This window comes from Pseudomonas sp. WMBT8 (genome assembly GCF_050916005.1).
Taxonomy (GTDB): domain Bacteria; phylum Pseudomonadota; class Gammaproteobacteria; order Pseudomonadales; family Pseudomonadaceae; genus Aquipseudomonas.
Window position 1 is genome coordinate 2,770,897 of record NZ_CP188096.1, and the last position, 14,548, is coordinate 2,785,444.

A 14,548-nucleotide genomic window follows, 5' to 3' on the forward strand; every position below is an offset into this window, starting at 1 on the left:
TGACTTATGGTTACGCAGAAGGACTGAAAATTATGGATAATTTCAAACGCTCACTGCCTCCACTGTCCAGCCTTGTGCCTTTTGAAGCGGCGGCGCGACTTGAGAGCTTTTCCAAAGCCTCAGAAGAGTTGCACCTGACCCAGGCAGCCATCAGCAAACAGGTCCGTGCCCTCGAAGAATTTCTCGGTGTTGCTTTGTTTACCCGTAGAAACCGCGCGGTGTTCCTCACGGCGGCGGGGGTCGAATTTCGCGATACCGTGCGCACCGCCTTCCTGGGCATTGCGTCGCAAGCCGAAGACCTGAAAAAAGGCCGGGACAACAGCGAAGTGGTGCTGGTAGCGCAACTGTGCGAAGCCTTTTATTGGCTGACTCCCAATATTCCCGCGTTGCACAACAAGCACCCCGAGATCGAGGTGCGGCTTAACGCATCGACCCAGCCCATTACCGAAACCGCGGATAAATTTGATATCGCCATCCAGACCTCGGGCCGGGCATCTGGTGACCACACGCGGTTGTTTACCTTGAGCGACGAAATCTACCCGGTGTGCAGCCCCCGTTATCTCGCGTCCTTTGGCAGTACATCGCTGGCCCTGGCAGACCTGGCCAACCTGCCGCTGCTGCACCATGTCGCGGTGCCGCAGGACTGGAGCACCTGGAACGATTGGTTGCTGGAGTACGGCATCAAGCTGGGCGACCCCAAGGGCAAGTTCTTCGACAGCTATCCGGTGATGATGCAGGCCTGCGTCGCGGGCTTCGGTTTTGCCCTGGGGTGGCGCAGGACCACTGAAAGAATGCTGGCCAGCGGTGAGCTGGTGCGGCCCTTTGCGCAATCGACCCACTTGCCGCAAGCCCTGAGCGTCTACAAGTGGCGAGACGCCAACCTGGGCCCGGCAGCCCGGCAGTTGCTGGAATGGTTGAAGTCGTCGTTCGCCGACTGAGGCTAAGCGCTGCCCAGCACATGGGGGGAGCGTTTGTGCCCTGGCTGAACCGGCAAGCCGGCTCAGTCAGGGGGCATCGGCCTACACGGGGCTTAGCGATCTTCGGCGAGCAGCAGGCCGAGGGCTGCCAGGGTTTTTTTCTGGATGTCATGCACGGCGTGTTCGCTGTTGGCGCCCAGGCCTGGGTCGACGATAAAGCGCCCCTGCTGGTAGCCATCACTGCTCAAGCCGCGCTGCACGCTGGCGCACAGCGGCACATCTTCTTCACGAATCACCGCCACAAAGTCGATGACTTCCTGTTCTTCGCGCGTGGGGGTGGCCGCCTCGCAGAACCATTCGACCACCTGCACGGTGTGATCCACCGCGAGCGGGATGTGATGCAGCACATTCATATAGCCTCCTGGGTAAACCTCCAGGCAAAAATTCGGCCATAGGTACCAGGCGCCAAACTGGCGGGACTGGGCTGAGGTCTGCTTCATCGTATATCCCTGGTTCTCACCGCTGTCGTGGCTGACATGGGCGTGGTAATGCTCATGGATCGCCAAGTGGTAGCTCTTCAGGTCCAGGGTGGCCATGGACAGCGTCGGGTGGCACATCGGGCAGTGATAACACTCCGAATAGTTCTCCACCGAAACCTTCCAGTTCGACTGCACGCTGTAGTCCTTGGAGTAGGCATGGACCAAGCGTTCCGGTGCGGGGGCGAACGCGCGGATGGAGTCCTCCAGGCCGGGCAGCAGGGTTTGCATGGAGGCGCAGTGGCTGTCGAAGTTGATAAAGATAAACCCGCAAAATACCTCAAGGCGGACGGGTGCGAGTTGCACCTGCGCGGTGCTGAAGTTCTTGACGTGTTCGGACTTGCGCGCACTGATCAGTTGGCCCTGGGTGTTGTAGGCCCAGGCATGGTAAGGGCAGGTCAGCAGCCCGGGCACATGCCCGCGGCCCTCCACGAGCCGATGTGCACGGTGCTGGCACACATTGTGGAAGGCCTTGAAGGCGCCATCCTGGTCCTTGACCACCAGGGCACTCTGGCGGCCCAGGTCGCGTACGTAATAGTCGCCGACCTGGGCCAGGGCTGACACGTGGCATACGTACTGCCAGGTCTTGCAGAAAATCAGCTGCATTTCCTGCTCGAACAGCCCGCTGTCCACATAGTGTTCGCTGGGCAAGGTGAAGGATGCAAAGGGGTCGGCGGCAAAGCCTCGAGCCAGGTGCGGGGACGATGGGGCGCTGGACATGGAACCTCCATGGATCAACGGGGATAAAGGGGTGGGGGGCTCAGCTGTACTGGGCGAGCGCCGATTCGAAACACCGGGGGTCAAGGTCAAGCCCCAGCCCCGGCCTGTCCTGCACATAGGCGCGGCCCTGGCGAATATCGAACCCGCCCGTGGCCAGTTGCACATCGTGGTGGCGGCAACAGTTCCAGCTCGCACGATGAAAACGCGCCGGCGTCGCGGTGGCCAGGTGCATGACGGCGCTGTCGGACACCAGCGTGCCGCCGACGTCCTCGATGTTCATCTGGATCCCGTGATGGAGGCAGAAGTCGCGCAGTTGCCGGGCCTTGGTCAAGCCGCCGACCCGGGCGATTTTCAGCCCGATGACCTGGGTGATGTTATGGCGCTGGGCGTACACCAGGTCGGCCAGGGTCACGATGGACTCATCCAGGATGATCGGGTTGCGGGTCAGCTCGCGCACGGCGCGGCATTGGTCCATGGACTCACAGGGCTGTTCGAAACACACCGTGGGATCCTGCACGCTGTTCATCACCGCGACGGCATCGGCCACCGTCCAGGCGCGATTGACATCGAAGGTGATCACCTCGCCCGGCAGGCGTTGCTCGATCAGGCTGTTGATCCGCGCGACATCCTCCACGACACCGGTACCCACCTTGCACGAATGGGTACGATAACCCTGCTGGCGGGCGGCTTGCAGGTGCGTTGCCATGTGCTCGGGATCACCTGTGGGGATGCTGCTCTGCAAGGCAATCGAGGCCTGGAATTTGCCTCCCAGCAAGGCATACACCGGCAACTGGCAGTGCTTGCCCAGAATGTCCCAGCAGGCCAGGTCAATGGCCGCTTTTACATAGGGGTGCCCGGGCAGCATGACGTCCATGCGCTCGTTGATCTGCTCCAGGTACAGCGGGTTCTCCCCCAGCAGGTGCGGCGCCAGTTCCGCGATCCCCGCCCGTACGCCTTTGGCATAGGCCGGCAGGTAGGTGGCGCCCCATGGGCAGCTTTCTCCCACCCCCTGCAAGCCGCTGTCGGTGCCGATCACCACCACGGTGGAGTCCAGCGCGGCATAGTGCAGGCGCCCGCCGCTGAGGCTGTATTTTTCCTTGAGCGGCACATCGAACTGATAGACCTTGATCGACGTTATTTTCATGGCGCACATACCCCCTCGGCGAGGGCCAGGCCCGGTATCCGGCGTGGGATGGCCGCATCCAGGATCGATTGTTGGAAGATCCGGTTGATCACGCTCAGTTGCAGCGCGTGGCGTTTTTGCTCGACCACCGCGATGCTGTCGAAACACGGCTCGTAGCTGTCCAGGTGTTCGGCCACCCAGCTGGGGCCACAGCTCCAGTTGACCACCTGGGTGATCAGCGTCGGTGACAGGCCCATGGCGCTGCCGATCTCAGCCGCTTCGCCAAGGATGACCCGGTTGATGCAAGCGAGAAACTCCACCAGGTGCGCCGCCAGCTTGATCTTCTGATTGTCGGTAAAGGTGATGCCGCAATGGAACGCGTGCGGCAGGGTGGGGGTGATGCGACCGAAGGCATCCTCGGTAAAGGCGCCGCTATGGCGGTAGGCGCGATTGGCTCCGTAGGGCGAGGGCGCCTGGAAGCCCGGCAGGGCAAGGGCAATGCGATTTTCCTGTTCGCTCAAGGCGGCGATCTTGACGTGATTGTCCTGGCTGTCGAACTGTGCGCCTGCCTGTCGATAACGCTCAGCGACGATGCGCCCCAACGGCATCGCCACTCCCAGCTCATCGGCCAGCGCCTCGGTGAGGTTCATGTCCTTGACCGTGATCTCCAGGGTGCAGGAATGGTCATAGCTGGCGTCGAGCATAAAGGGAGTCAACTGGTTGCTGACAAAGCAGTTGCCACGGGAGGTCTTGACGAAATCCCACAGCCAATGCAGCGGGATCTCATGGGCCCTGGCCAATACCAGTAACTCGGCCCACACGGCGGTCGCAGCGTAGAACAGCAGGTTGGTCAGCAGCTTGACGGACTGCCCGGCGCCGATCTCGCCCACGTAAAACGCCTTGCGGCCCATGGTCTCCAACACGTTGCGGCTCAATTGATAACCGCGCTCATCGCCCCCGATGTAAAAGCACACGTTGGCGAAATCCACCCCCATGTGCGACAGGTTGCTGACCGGGGCTTCCAGGCTGTAGATGGATTTTTGCCGGGCCAGCCCGGCGATGTAGCGGGTGTTGTGGTAGTCGGTGGTGGAGGTGTCGATCCACACCGAATGCGCCGCCATCCCGGCCAGCGCGCCGTGCGGCCCGGTCATGTTTTCCAGTACATGATGGGGCAGAGGCAGGCAGGTCACGACCACCTCACAGCCACTGGCGCACAGTGCCGGGGTGGCCTTCCAGCAGGCACCGGCGGCGATCACCGAGCGTGCGTGTGCCGCGTCGATGTCATACACCTGCACGGCGTAGCCGGCGTGCAGCAGGCGCTCCACCAGGGGGCGGCCCATATTTCCGACGCCGATGAAGGCGATTTTGCTTGGCGTTGCGCTGTCCATATCGCTTCTCCTGTGGGGCTGCTTCAAGCGAACTCGCGCGCCCTGCCGGCACCCTGGCCGGACACCCAGATGGAATTAAAGTTGTCGAGCATCACCTGTTGGCAGGCGACCGTTGCGTCGCCGCCCAGGGGCGTGAACACCGCATCGATGTTCGGGTACACAAAAAACGGCAACGACACTCTGGCGGTGCTGGCGCGGTGGATGACCTGGTGCGGTGTACTGATGAACAGGCCGTTGCTCCACTTCATCAACATATCGCCGAGATTGACCACCACCTCGTGTTTGCGGCACGGCACGTCGATCCAGCGCCCCTGGGAAAACGCACTGAGGGCGCAGGCATCTCGCGGGTCCTGGAACAGCAAGGTAAACATGCCGTTATCGGTGTGCTTGCCCGCGCCGCTGCCCGACGGCGGGTAATACAGGGCGCGCTGGATCAACACCGGGTCGGAAAAAAAGCCCTGGAAAAATTCGCCATCCAGCCCCAGGGACCGGGCCAGGCCGCGCAATAGCGCGGGCACTACGCGGCTCATTACTTCGTGTTGCAGAGCCAGCATGGCCATGGCAAATCCGGGCGCCTGGTCGTCGCTGGGCAGCAGGTTCGGCCCGGTAAAAGGCAAGTCGCAGGCCGGTGCTTCCCGGCCCATGTCGAAATGCTGCTTGCGGTCGGGGCCGGTGGGCGCATGCAGGGTCTCGCCAAACGTATCGACATACCCACGGCACGTCTTGGGGCTGACTACTTGGCGGTCCTGGCCAAACTGCTTTTTGATCGACAGTGGCAGCGCAAAGAACTGGCGCGCCGTGGCCAAGGCATCCTCTATCAACGAGAGCCGGATACCATGATCGGCCAGGTAGAAGAATCCATCATTGACGCAACAATCGCGCAAACGGCTGACTTCATAATCTGCTTGGGTCGATGCAAGGCGCTCAAGGGAGATACTTTTGAGCACATCCATGTTCGACTCCTGATTATTTGTTGACGGCGAACGCCAAGTAGTGGGCTTGCACGTCGTTTAAGTAAGCAGCGTTCATAAAGGAGGGCAGTGCACAAAGTTGTGCAGAGGCGGTTAACTTGTCCAGGAATTTGTCAAAGTGTTCGTCTTGATAAAAACTACAGCGAGTACTGAACAGAATCACTCCACCCTGAGTGGTAATGCGCATAAGTTCATGGATCGCCTCGATGGGTAAGTGGCCCTGGATAAACGCACCGCAACAAAAGGTCGCGTCATACTGGTTATCTGCAATCAATGGATTGTATTCCGTAAGGTCCACCCCGCCATACAGTCTGGCGTAGGCCTGGGTCTTGTGCGCCAGGTGGGTCATGGCCGGCGACAGGTCACACCCGTCTACCGGCGCAAACCCCCGTAGCATCAGCTCTTTACCCACCAGGCCAGTGCCGCAGCAGGCATCCATGATACGCAGCGACTGGCGCTCCCGCGGGGCTCGGCGCAATGAGTCGAAGAGATCTGCGAGCATGCTGGGGCCGCAGTAATTTTCTTCAGAGACATCATTGTCATAATCGGCTGACCAGGTCTCGTAGTAGTTCTTTAGACGCGAATAGTCACGACCAAAGTTGAGTGCCTGATTCACGGAAGTTAATGGGGCAGTTGCGACGCCATTGCTTGCATAGTTTTCGCTGGCCATTCTGTATTCTCCGGAAAAATGTTTTTCTGGTTGAATTAGTTAATGGTACTGCGTGGGGTGTTCATTCTTGTTCGGTAACTACGATGGTGTAAAGCGGGGGATAGACGACTTATCCTACAGAATGCGCGACATGGTTAACTGGTCGTTATACATAACGTTTATTGCGCTGATGTAATTCCCCCCACTGGCGTCCAGTCACAGACGCCGGGGGCGATCAAGGGAGGTTGCCCGGGGTGCAGTGCTTTTCACGCCGTGGGAGGTACGCAGGATGTGGGCCGAGCAGGGGGCCTGGAAACACGGTTGGTGGTCGCGGTCACACTTCGTCACCTTGGGCGCGGCCTCAGCTGTGCTGCTGTTGCTGCGCGGCAAACGCCTGCGCCAGAAAGTCGATCAACGTGCGCACCGACGGCAACAGCCCCCTCCTTGAAGGGAAGACGGCGGTGATCACGCCTTCGGTGGGGTGCCAATCGGGGAGCAGGCTGATCAGGCGCCCGTGTCTGATCTCATCCTCGACCACCGCCAGCGGCAGGTTGGCGACACCCACGCCCTGGAGCACCGCGCTTTTCAGGGTGGGCATGTCATCGCTGATCAGCCGTGGTGCGTGGCAGATCTCGGCCGTCTCGCCTGCTGGCCCGGTCAGGCCCCAGACGTACTGCGCTGTCGGGTTGCCCCAGCAGATGGTCGGCAGTCCTGACAAATCGGCAGGGACCAGGGGCCGTGGATGCTCCTGTAAAAACCCCGGGCTCGCTACCAGCACCTGGGTGCTCCTGGCGAGCAGCTTCATCACCAGGTCGCTGCTTTCCAACGGTGGGAAGCACAGGTTCAGCGCAATGTCATAGCCCTCGCTGATCACATCGACCTTACGGTTGAAACTCTTCACGTTGAGCTCGACGCTGGGGCACTGCGCCATGAACTGGCCCAGCATCGGCGCCACCCAGTAATTGAGCAGGGCGGTGGTGCAACTCAGGCGAATCACCCCACGCGGCTCGGCCTTGTTGAAGGCGATCAGGTCCTCGGCCGACTCCGCCTCGGCGGTCATCGCCACGCAGTGGCGGTAATAGGCCAGGCCAATGTCGGTGACCTGGAACTGCCGGGTCGAGCGCTGTATCAGGCGTGCCCCCAGCCGCGCCTCCAACTGGCTGACCCGGCGGCTCAAGGTCGACTTGGGCATGTTGAGTGCCCGACCGGCCGCCGCGAAGCCACCATGCTCCACCACCTTGGCGTAGAGGAAGAGTTCATTCAGGTCGAACATGTGCATCGTTCCAATTTTGAGATGGTGAAGTCTAATTCAACCACTACCGAACACCTAGAGTGATGACTAAGGTGGAGCCGCTGTTTGTTTCAGGCCACACACGCGCAGTGAATGACGGTAGCGGTAGGGGGCATATGGGCTGGCACTCGGTGGGCTGGACTGGCTCGGGTGGTCCATGAGCGTTGGCTCCGTTGGGGGTAGATCTGCAGGAATGCAAAAAATGATCGCCTTGCGCTAACAAAAATTGCTGTGCGCAGGCGTTCCATTGTTGGAATTGTCAGCTGTTGCCAGGCGCTTCGAGGCCTGAGGTCCGAAAGCGAACTAACCAGGCGAGTCGTAACCCATTCATATCTGCACAGGACGTGCAGAGCCTGCCGGGCATTTGGCAGGCAGTAATGCCAGGGAGGTTCATCCACGCAAGAGGAAATGCAAATGAGCGCTTCAAGTAACGCTGCAAACTTTAATGGTCAGAAGCCGACGATTGACCCCACCGACACCGCCATGTTGCTGATCGACCACCAGAGTGGCCTGTTCCAGATCGTCAAGGACATTGATGTTCCTCAATTGCGCGCCAATGCCATTGCCTTGGCCAAGGCCGCGACTCTGCTGAAAATCCCGGTCATCACCACCGCTTCAGTGCCCCAGGGGCCGAACGGCCCGTTGATCCCGGAGATCCACGAGGCGGCGCCCCATGCCCAGTACGTGGCCCGGCGCGGCGAGATCAATGCCTGGGATAACCCCGAGTTCCACGCGGCGGTCAAGGCCACCGGCAAGAAGACCCTGGTGATTGCCGGCACCCTGACCAGCGTGTGCCTGGCGTTTCCGTCCATCGCGGCGGTGCATGAAGGCTACAAGGTGTTCGCCGTAGTCGACGCGTCGGGCAACCACTCGAAACTGGCCACCGACCTGACCGTCGCGCGCCTGGCCCAGGCCGGCGTGGTGCCGATCGACATCATGGGCACCCTGTCGGAACTGCAAGGCTCGTGGAACCGTCCGGATGCCCAGGAGTGGGCGAACGTCTACACCCAGGCCATGCCGCACTACCAGCTGCTGATCGAGAGCTACATCAAGGCCCAGGAAGTGGCAAACAATCACGAAGAGCTAGACTCCCAGCGCAAGTAAATACGGCTGACCTTCCCCGGTGCGGTCCATTTGGGCAAGCACCTTTTTTATCAGGAGCATCATGATGTCTAAACCTTACGTTCGCCTGGACAAAGACAACGCAGCTGTCCTGCTGGTTGACCACCAGGCTGGCTTGCTGTCACTGGTCCGCGATATCGAGCCCGACAAGTTCAAGAACAACGTCCTGGCCCTGGCTGACCTGGCCAAATACTTCAAGCTGCCGACCATCCTCACCACCAGCTTCGAAACCGGCCCCAACGGCCCGCTGGTGCCCGAGCTCAAGGCCCTGTTCCCGGACGCGCCGTACATTGCCCGCCCTGGGCAGATCAACGCCTGGGACAACGAAGACTTCGTCAAGGCCATCAAGGCCACCGGCAAGAAGCAACTGATCATCGCTGGCGTGGTGACCGAGGTGTGCGTGGCGTTCCCGGCACTGTCGGCCCTGGCCGAAGGCTATGACGTGTTTGTGGTGACCGATGCCTCCGGCACTTTCAACGAACTGACCCAGCAATCGGCCTGGGCCCGCATGACCGCCAACGGCGCCCAACTGATGACCTGGTTCGGCCTGGCGTGCGAGCTGCACCGCGACTGGCGCAACGATATCGAAGGCCTGGGGACCTTGTTCTCCAACCACATCCCGGACTATCGCAACCTGTTCACCAGCTACAACGCGTTGACCGAGGGCAAGTAAGCCCAGGCGTGGGGGCTGCGCTGCGAGAGGCGGCCTCCACTTCAGCCCGAGACGAGGAGCGTCCAGATGCAAAAACACCACCAAATTCCAGCCAATGACCCGCTATTGAACGCTGACAATCACGCATTGCTGTTGATTGACCATCAGTACCTTCAGCTGTTGGCAGTGCGTTCTCACTCGGCGGATACGGTCGTCACCAATACCACCTTGTTGGCCAAGGGCGCGAAGATCTTCAATGTTCCCACGCTATTGACCACGGCCTACGCCGAGCGCCAGGAGATTTTCCAGGAGCTGCAGGCGGTGTTTCCCGAACAGCAACCGATCGACCGTACTGGCCTCAACTCTTGGGATGACCCGCGGGTGCGCAAGTGGGTCGAGGACACCGGCAAGAAAAAGCTGGTGATTGCGGGCTTGTGGACTGAGGTCTGCCTGAGCTTCGCGGTGTTGAGCACACTGGCGGCGGGGTATGAGGTGTATATCGTCACCGATGCCGCGGGCGGGGGCAGCACCGAAGGCCATGAGCGGGGTGTACAACGCATGGTACAAGCCGGTGCCCGGCCGCTGACGGCGGCGGTCTACATCAGTGAGTTGCAACGCGACTGGTCCCATGAAGAAACGGCAGGTGAGGTGGCCAAGCTCTTTGCTGAGCTGGGCGGTGCCTTTGGTCAAGGGTTGCGCTGGGAGTGGCAACTGTTGGGCCTGAAAGAAGGCACTCGATAGAAAGAGTTAATGTCGAGTGGCGTGTTGTGCAGGAGCCGCGCGCTGCGCAAATCCTGCGCCGCATCGAATTGCACGCAGAGCTTTATCAGTCTTGTTGGCGGTCCCCAATACTTGCCCGATTTATAAATTGCTGAGCGCCAGTGTCAGCATCCGAAGTCAATTGGCGGTAAAGGAGCAGCTATGAGTAATCAGGAGCCATTCAATCAGTTGTCCACGTCATCTGATTGCCCGAGGGCTGAGGGTGTTCGCGAGATTCAGCGTATTACGGCGCGCACTGCACAGGTGGGCGGTGGGATTGCGATCAATCGGCTGATGCCCTCCAGGCAGCGGCGCACTATTGGCGCCTGGTGTTTTCTCGATCATGCCGGCCCTACGGTGTTTGAGAGCAATGCGGGGTTGCGTGTCGGCCCGCATCCGCATATCGGCCTGCAGACTTTTACCTGGATGATCAAAGGCGAAGTCCTGCACCGAGACAGCCTGGGCAATGAGCAGGTTGTTCGTCCGGGCCAGGTCAACCTGATGACGGCCGGGCGGGGCATTACCCACACCGAAGAGTCATTGGCGCAGGAGCATCACCTGCATGCGGCGCAACTATGGATCGCCTTGCCGCAGGCCGATAAAGACTGCGCACCGGCATTTGACCACTACCCCGATTTGCCGACCTGGGCTGAAGGAGGCTTGCAGCTCACGTTATTGGCCGGAGGTTTTGCAGGCCGAACCGCACCGGGTCGATTCTATTCGCCACTGGTGGGTATCGACCTGCGGTGTGACGCCGCCGCGAGTGTGCACTTGAGCCTTGATCCGCAGTTCGAGTACGGCATTTTGCCGCTGGAAGGCGCCTTCAGCATCAATGGTCAAACCTTTGCCAGTAACGAGCTGGCTTATCTGGGGCGTGGCTTGAGCGAGCTGAGCTTGCAGTCTTTTGCAGCCTCGCGTGCATTGCTCTTGGGGGGCGTGCCTCTAACCGAGGAGATTTATCTGTGGTGGAATTTTGTTGCGCACGACAAGGCCGATATCGTCGAGGCTTTACTGGCGTGGAACAACCGTGACCTGCAACGGTTTGGTGATGTCGAGGGGTTTGACGGCGATCGTCTGCTAGCCCCTGAGCTGCCTTGGCCGCACGCATGAGCCGCCCATGCAGCCGCTGATCAACTATTTCAAAGTTGTGTTCAACCCCGGCCTCGGGGTGTTGCTGTTTGCCCTGCGCACCGTCGCGGCCGGGCTGTTGACGTTGTACCTGGCCTTTATCTTCGACCTGGATCAACCCAAATGGTCGGTGATGGCCGTGATTATCGTCAGCCAGCCCCTGGGCGGCATGGCGTTGCAGCGCAGTTTCTCGCAGATCATCGGCACCCTGGTCGGTGCCGCCGTGGCAGTGGTAATCATGGGGATTTTCCCCCAGGCGCCGCTGCCCTTTGTTATCACCCTGTCGTTGTGGCTGGCGTTCTGCACCGCTGGCGGCACGTTGTTGCGCTACACCAGTTCCCATGCGTTTGTGCTCAGTGGTTTTACCGCCGTGGTGGTGGGGCTGCTGGCGGTGCCGGAGCAGGACAACACCTTGATGCTGGCGATCACCCGGCTGACCGAGACGCTGCTGGCGGTGGCCTGTGTATGCCTGGTGAGCCTGCTCACAGCGCGCCCGGAAGCGGTTGCACGGGGCTATTTCGCCAAGGTCGACCAGGTGTTGAAATTGATGGCCGCTCACGCCGCAGCGGTGATCCGCACCGAAGAGAGCGAGGCGGACTTTCATAAGCGCCAGATGCAGTTGCTGGGGGAAATCAGCGCCCTGGAAGGCCTGCGCCGGCATCTGTATTTCGATGCGCCACGGCTGCGCAGCGCCAATGGGTTGGTGCAACTGCTCGGCAACCAATTGGTGTTGCTGGCCTCGCGGCTGACCGTGCTGCGGCGCCAGCGCATGCTGATCGGTGAGCGCTGGGAAGGCGATCTGCCGGAGGATATCCAGCAGTTGCGGGCTGACGAGCTGGCGTTTCTCGACCAGTTGGCGGTGGCCGGTCGTTCGCTGTCGGCCGAAGCGCGCCAGGGCTTTACCGCGCTCCAGCAGCGGTTTGACCAACAGGCAAAAAACGCCGAGCAGCGCGCCGGGCCCATGACCGGCACCTTGCGCGCACTGGCGTGGGCCTTGCGGTGGGAGCAGGCGCGCCTGTTGCAGCAACTGGAGGAAATCCTCGAACTCAGCGATGCCATCCAGGACGGTCGCCAGGCCAGCTGTGCGCACCGCCAGGGCCAGAGCAATCCGCTGTACCTGGACTGGCGCCTGGCCGGGATGAACGCGGCGCGGGCCTTCATTGCCTTGTTCGTCAGCGGCCTGATCTGGATCGAGACCGCGTGGGACGGCGCCCGGGCCGGGATGATCCTGGTGGGCATTCTCTGTTCGTTGATGGCGACCTTTCCCCGGCCCCTGGCCGCGAGCCAGAACTATGCGCGCGGGTTTGGCCTGTCCCTGGTGGTCTCGGCGGTCTATCAGTTCATGCTGGTGCCGGCCATTGGCGATGTGGAAATGCTGTTTCTGATCCTCGCGCCGCTGCTGTATGTAATTGCGGTAGGCCTGGCCAGCCCGATGACCGCCGGGATCGGCATGGGCTTGGGCCTGTCGACCTTCCTGATGGTAGGGCCGCAGAATATCGGGGCCTGGCAGAACAGCGCGAGCCAGTGGTTCGAATTCGCTGGCGCCTATATAGGGGCGTGCGCGCTGTCGTTGCTAGTGTATTCGTGGGTGTTTGCGTTTAACCCTGCGCGGCGTATCCAGCGCCTGTACGACGAGAGCCGTGGCCAGGTCTACGCGCTGCTCCGGGCCTCGACGGCGGACTCCCACCAGTTTGCCTTTGAAAGCCGGATGATGGACCGCCTGACCATGATGCTGGGGCTGTTGCCGGCGGCCAACGACCGGCGTTCCAACGCGCTGTTCGAGGTCAGCCTGGCGTGCATGGCCCTGGGGATCGCCCTGAACCAGCTCAAGCAACAAGGCCAGGACAATACGCTGCTCGCGCCTGCAACCAAGGCTCGCTTGCAGTCGGTCCTGGAGCAGTCCGGGCGTTATGTGGCCGGCCGGCCGGGTGTCGACGTGCAAGCTCTGACCACGAGCCTGCGCCAGTTGGGCGACGAGTTGGACCAGCTGCATGCCAGCGCGTTGCCTTCAGGGCATGGGCAGCTGTGGTCGGTGTTTCGCATTCGGGTGGCGTTGCTGATCGTGGCGTCGTTCCTTGAGCGCTATCGCGAATTTCTTGAACCCGTGGAAGAAGGAGTGCCGGCCCTTGCCGATTGATTTCGAGGTGGGCGGCGTGTACCTGCCGCCGATTGCCCAGGTCCTGTTGTTGGCGCTGCCAGTGTTCATGCTGCTGGACTGGGGTTTGCGCCGCCTCGGCGTGTTGCGGCTGGTCTGGCATGAGGCGCTGTTTGAGGGCGCCCTGTATGTCTGCGTATGTGCGGTGGTGATTTTAGTGATGGGAACCCCATGATCTTGAAAAAATTCATTCCCCAAGTGATTACCCTGGTGGTGGTCTTGCTGGCCGTGGTGCTGGGCTGGTTCGCCTGGGAACACTACACCCGCTCGCCCTGGACCCGTGATGCGCGCGTGCGTGCCGACGTGGTGACGCTGCCGGCGGATGTCTCCGGGCTGATCGTCAGCCTGCGGGTGCAGGATAACCAGCATGTGACAAAGGGCGACGTGCTGCTGGAAATCGACCCTGCGCGCTACGCCCTGGCGGTCGAGCATGCACGGCGCTCGGTGGACGTGGCCAAGGCCACCCTGGGCCAGTCCCAGGCAGCGATCATTGCCAGCCAAGCCCAGCTCAAGCAGCGCCAGAGCGAGGAGCGGCGGCGGCGCACCCTCAAGCAGGGGTTCGCGATCTCCGGCGAAGAGTGGGAGAAGTCCAGTACCGACGTGGCGGTCGCCCAGGCGCAACTGTTGAGCAACCAGGCCAATCTCGGGCTGGCCGAGGCCAACGTGCAGTTGGCCAAGGCCGCATTGACCCAGGCAGAGCTCGATTTGCAGCGTACCCGGGTGATCGCGCCGGTCAGTGGCTATGTCACCAACCTGTTGACGCGCCAGGGCGACTACGCCACGGCCGGTGGTGCCTTGCTGGCGCTGGTGGACAGCGACTCGTTCTATGTCAGTGGCTATTTCGAGGAAACCAAGCTGCCCCGGATCGCCGAGGGCGACCGCGTACGGATTCAGTTGATGAGCGGCGAAACCTTTGGCGGCACGGTGCAGAGCATCGCCTTCGCCATCACCGACCGCGAGAACTCTCCGGGCAGTCGCCTGCTGGCCAACATCAACCCCAGCTACACCTGGGTCAAGCTGGCACAGCGGGTGCCGGTCAGAATCGGCATCGATCCTGAATACGCCAGCCAGGGCCGCTTGCGGGCGGGCACCACGGCGACGGTGACTGTACTGCAACAACAGGAGCAACGCTGATGG

The 14,548-nt window shown here is 61.2% G+C and carries 14 protein-coding genes; 8 read left to right on the forward strand and 6 right to left on the reverse strand.

Annotated features, from left to right (window positions below; genetic code table 11):
* The first annotated feature begins 32 nt into the window (after nt 1–32).
* Nucleotides 33–938, forward strand: a complete 906-nt coding sequence (locus ACO77H_RS13025; RefSeq protein ID WP_169955273.1) for a LysR substrate-binding domain-containing protein — start codon at nt 33–35, stop codon at nt 936–938.
* A gap of 92 nt (nt 939–1,030) precedes the next feature.
* Here the strand turns inward: ACO77H_RS13025 and ACO77H_RS13030 are convergent, their stop codons facing one another.
* The 6 genes from ACO77H_RS13030 to ACO77H_RS13055 all read right to left on the reverse strand — a co-directional run bounded on the left by ACO77H_RS13030 (nt 1,031) and on the right by ACO77H_RS13055 (nt 7,577).
* A complete protein-coding gene (locus tag ACO77H_RS13030) occupies nt 1,031–2,173 on the reverse strand; it encodes an aromatic ring-hydroxylating oxygenase subunit alpha (RefSeq protein WP_432755641.1) in 1,143 nt (380 codons plus the stop codon).
* A gap of 40 nt (nt 2,174–2,213) precedes the next feature.
* Nucleotides 2,214–3,317 (reverse strand): mandelate racemase/muconate lactonizing enzyme family protein, encoded by a 1,104-nt coding sequence (locus tag ACO77H_RS13035; protein WP_170058041.1) that lies wholly within the window; start codon nt 3,315–3,317, stop codon nt 2,214–2,216.
* Complete coding sequence (locus ACO77H_RS13040; RefSeq protein ID WP_169955270.1) at nt 3,314–4,684, reverse strand: NAD(P)-dependent oxidoreductase; 1,371 nt, start codon at nt 4,682–4,684, stop codon at nt 3,314–3,316. Before ACO77H_RS13040 ends, ACO77H_RS13035 begins: the two co-directional genes overlap by 4 nt.
* Nucleotides 4,685–4,707: 23 nt before the next feature.
* Nucleotides 4,708–5,637, reverse strand: a complete 930-nt coding sequence (locus ACO77H_RS13045) for an isopenicillin N synthase family dioxygenase (protein WP_432755642.1) — start codon at nt 5,635–5,637, stop codon at nt 4,708–4,710.
* Between the two features lie 13 nt (nt 5,638–5,650).
* Nucleotides 5,651–6,325 (reverse strand): class I SAM-dependent DNA methyltransferase, encoded by a 675-nt coding sequence (locus ACO77H_RS13050; RefSeq protein WP_432755643.1) that lies wholly within the window; start codon nt 6,323–6,325, stop codon nt 5,651–5,653.
* A gap of 340 nt (nt 6,326–6,665) precedes the next feature.
* Nucleotides 6,666–7,577, reverse strand: coding sequence for a LysR substrate-binding domain-containing protein (locus ACO77H_RS13055; protein ID WP_432755644.1), 912 nt, complete (start codon nt 7,575–7,577; stop codon nt 6,666–6,668).
* Nucleotides 7,578–8,009: 432 nt separating this feature from the next.
* Here ACO77H_RS13055 and ACO77H_RS13060 point away from each other — a divergent pair, with 432 nt between their 5' ends.
* From ACO77H_RS13060 to ACO77H_RS13090, 7 genes are all read left to right on the forward strand, one after another.
* Nucleotides 8,010–8,699 carry an isochorismatase family protein gene (locus ACO77H_RS13060; RefSeq protein WP_432755645.1) on the forward strand — a complete coding sequence of 230 codons (690 nt, stop codon included), beginning with the start codon at nt 8,010–8,012 and terminating at the stop codon, nt 8,697–8,699.
* 64 nt (nt 8,700–8,763) lie between these two features.
* Nucleotides 8,764–9,390: an isochorismate family cysteine hydrolase YcaC gene (gene ycaC / locus ACO77H_RS13065; RefSeq protein ID WP_032861405.1), complete on the forward strand. Its 627-nt coding sequence runs from the start codon at nt 8,764–8,766 to the stop codon at nt 9,388–9,390.
* A 66-nt stretch (nt 9,391–9,456) separates the two neighbouring features.
* The gene (locus ACO77H_RS13070; protein WP_170041565.1) at nt 9,457–10,110 is read left to right on the forward strand and encodes a hydrolase; all 654 of its coding nucleotides are present in this window, start codon (nt 9,457–9,459) and stop codon (nt 10,108–10,110) included.
* 180 nt (nt 10,111–10,290) lie between these two features.
* Complete coding sequence (locus ACO77H_RS13075; protein WP_170041564.1) at nt 10,291–11,238, forward strand: pirin family protein; 948 nt, start codon at nt 10,291–10,293, stop codon at nt 11,236–11,238.
* Nucleotides 11,239–11,245: 7 nt separating this feature from the next.
* Nucleotides 11,246–13,393: an FUSC family protein gene (locus ACO77H_RS13080; protein ID WP_170041563.1), complete on the forward strand. Its 2,148-nt coding sequence runs from the start codon at nt 11,246–11,248 to the stop codon at nt 13,391–13,393.
* Nucleotides 13,383–13,586, forward strand: coding sequence for a DUF1656 domain-containing protein (locus ACO77H_RS13085; protein ID WP_170041562.1), 204 nt, complete (start codon nt 13,383–13,385; stop codon nt 13,584–13,586). The genes ACO77H_RS13080 and ACO77H_RS13085 overlap by 11 nt, the downstream gene beginning before the upstream one ends.
* Nucleotides 13,583–14,545: a biotin/lipoyl-binding protein gene (locus tag ACO77H_RS13090; protein WP_432755646.1), complete on the forward strand. Its 963-nt coding sequence runs from the start codon at nt 13,583–13,585 to the stop codon at nt 14,543–14,545. Before ACO77H_RS13085 ends, ACO77H_RS13090 begins: the two co-directional genes overlap by 4 nt.
* Nucleotides 14,546–14,548: the final 3 nt, after the last annotated feature.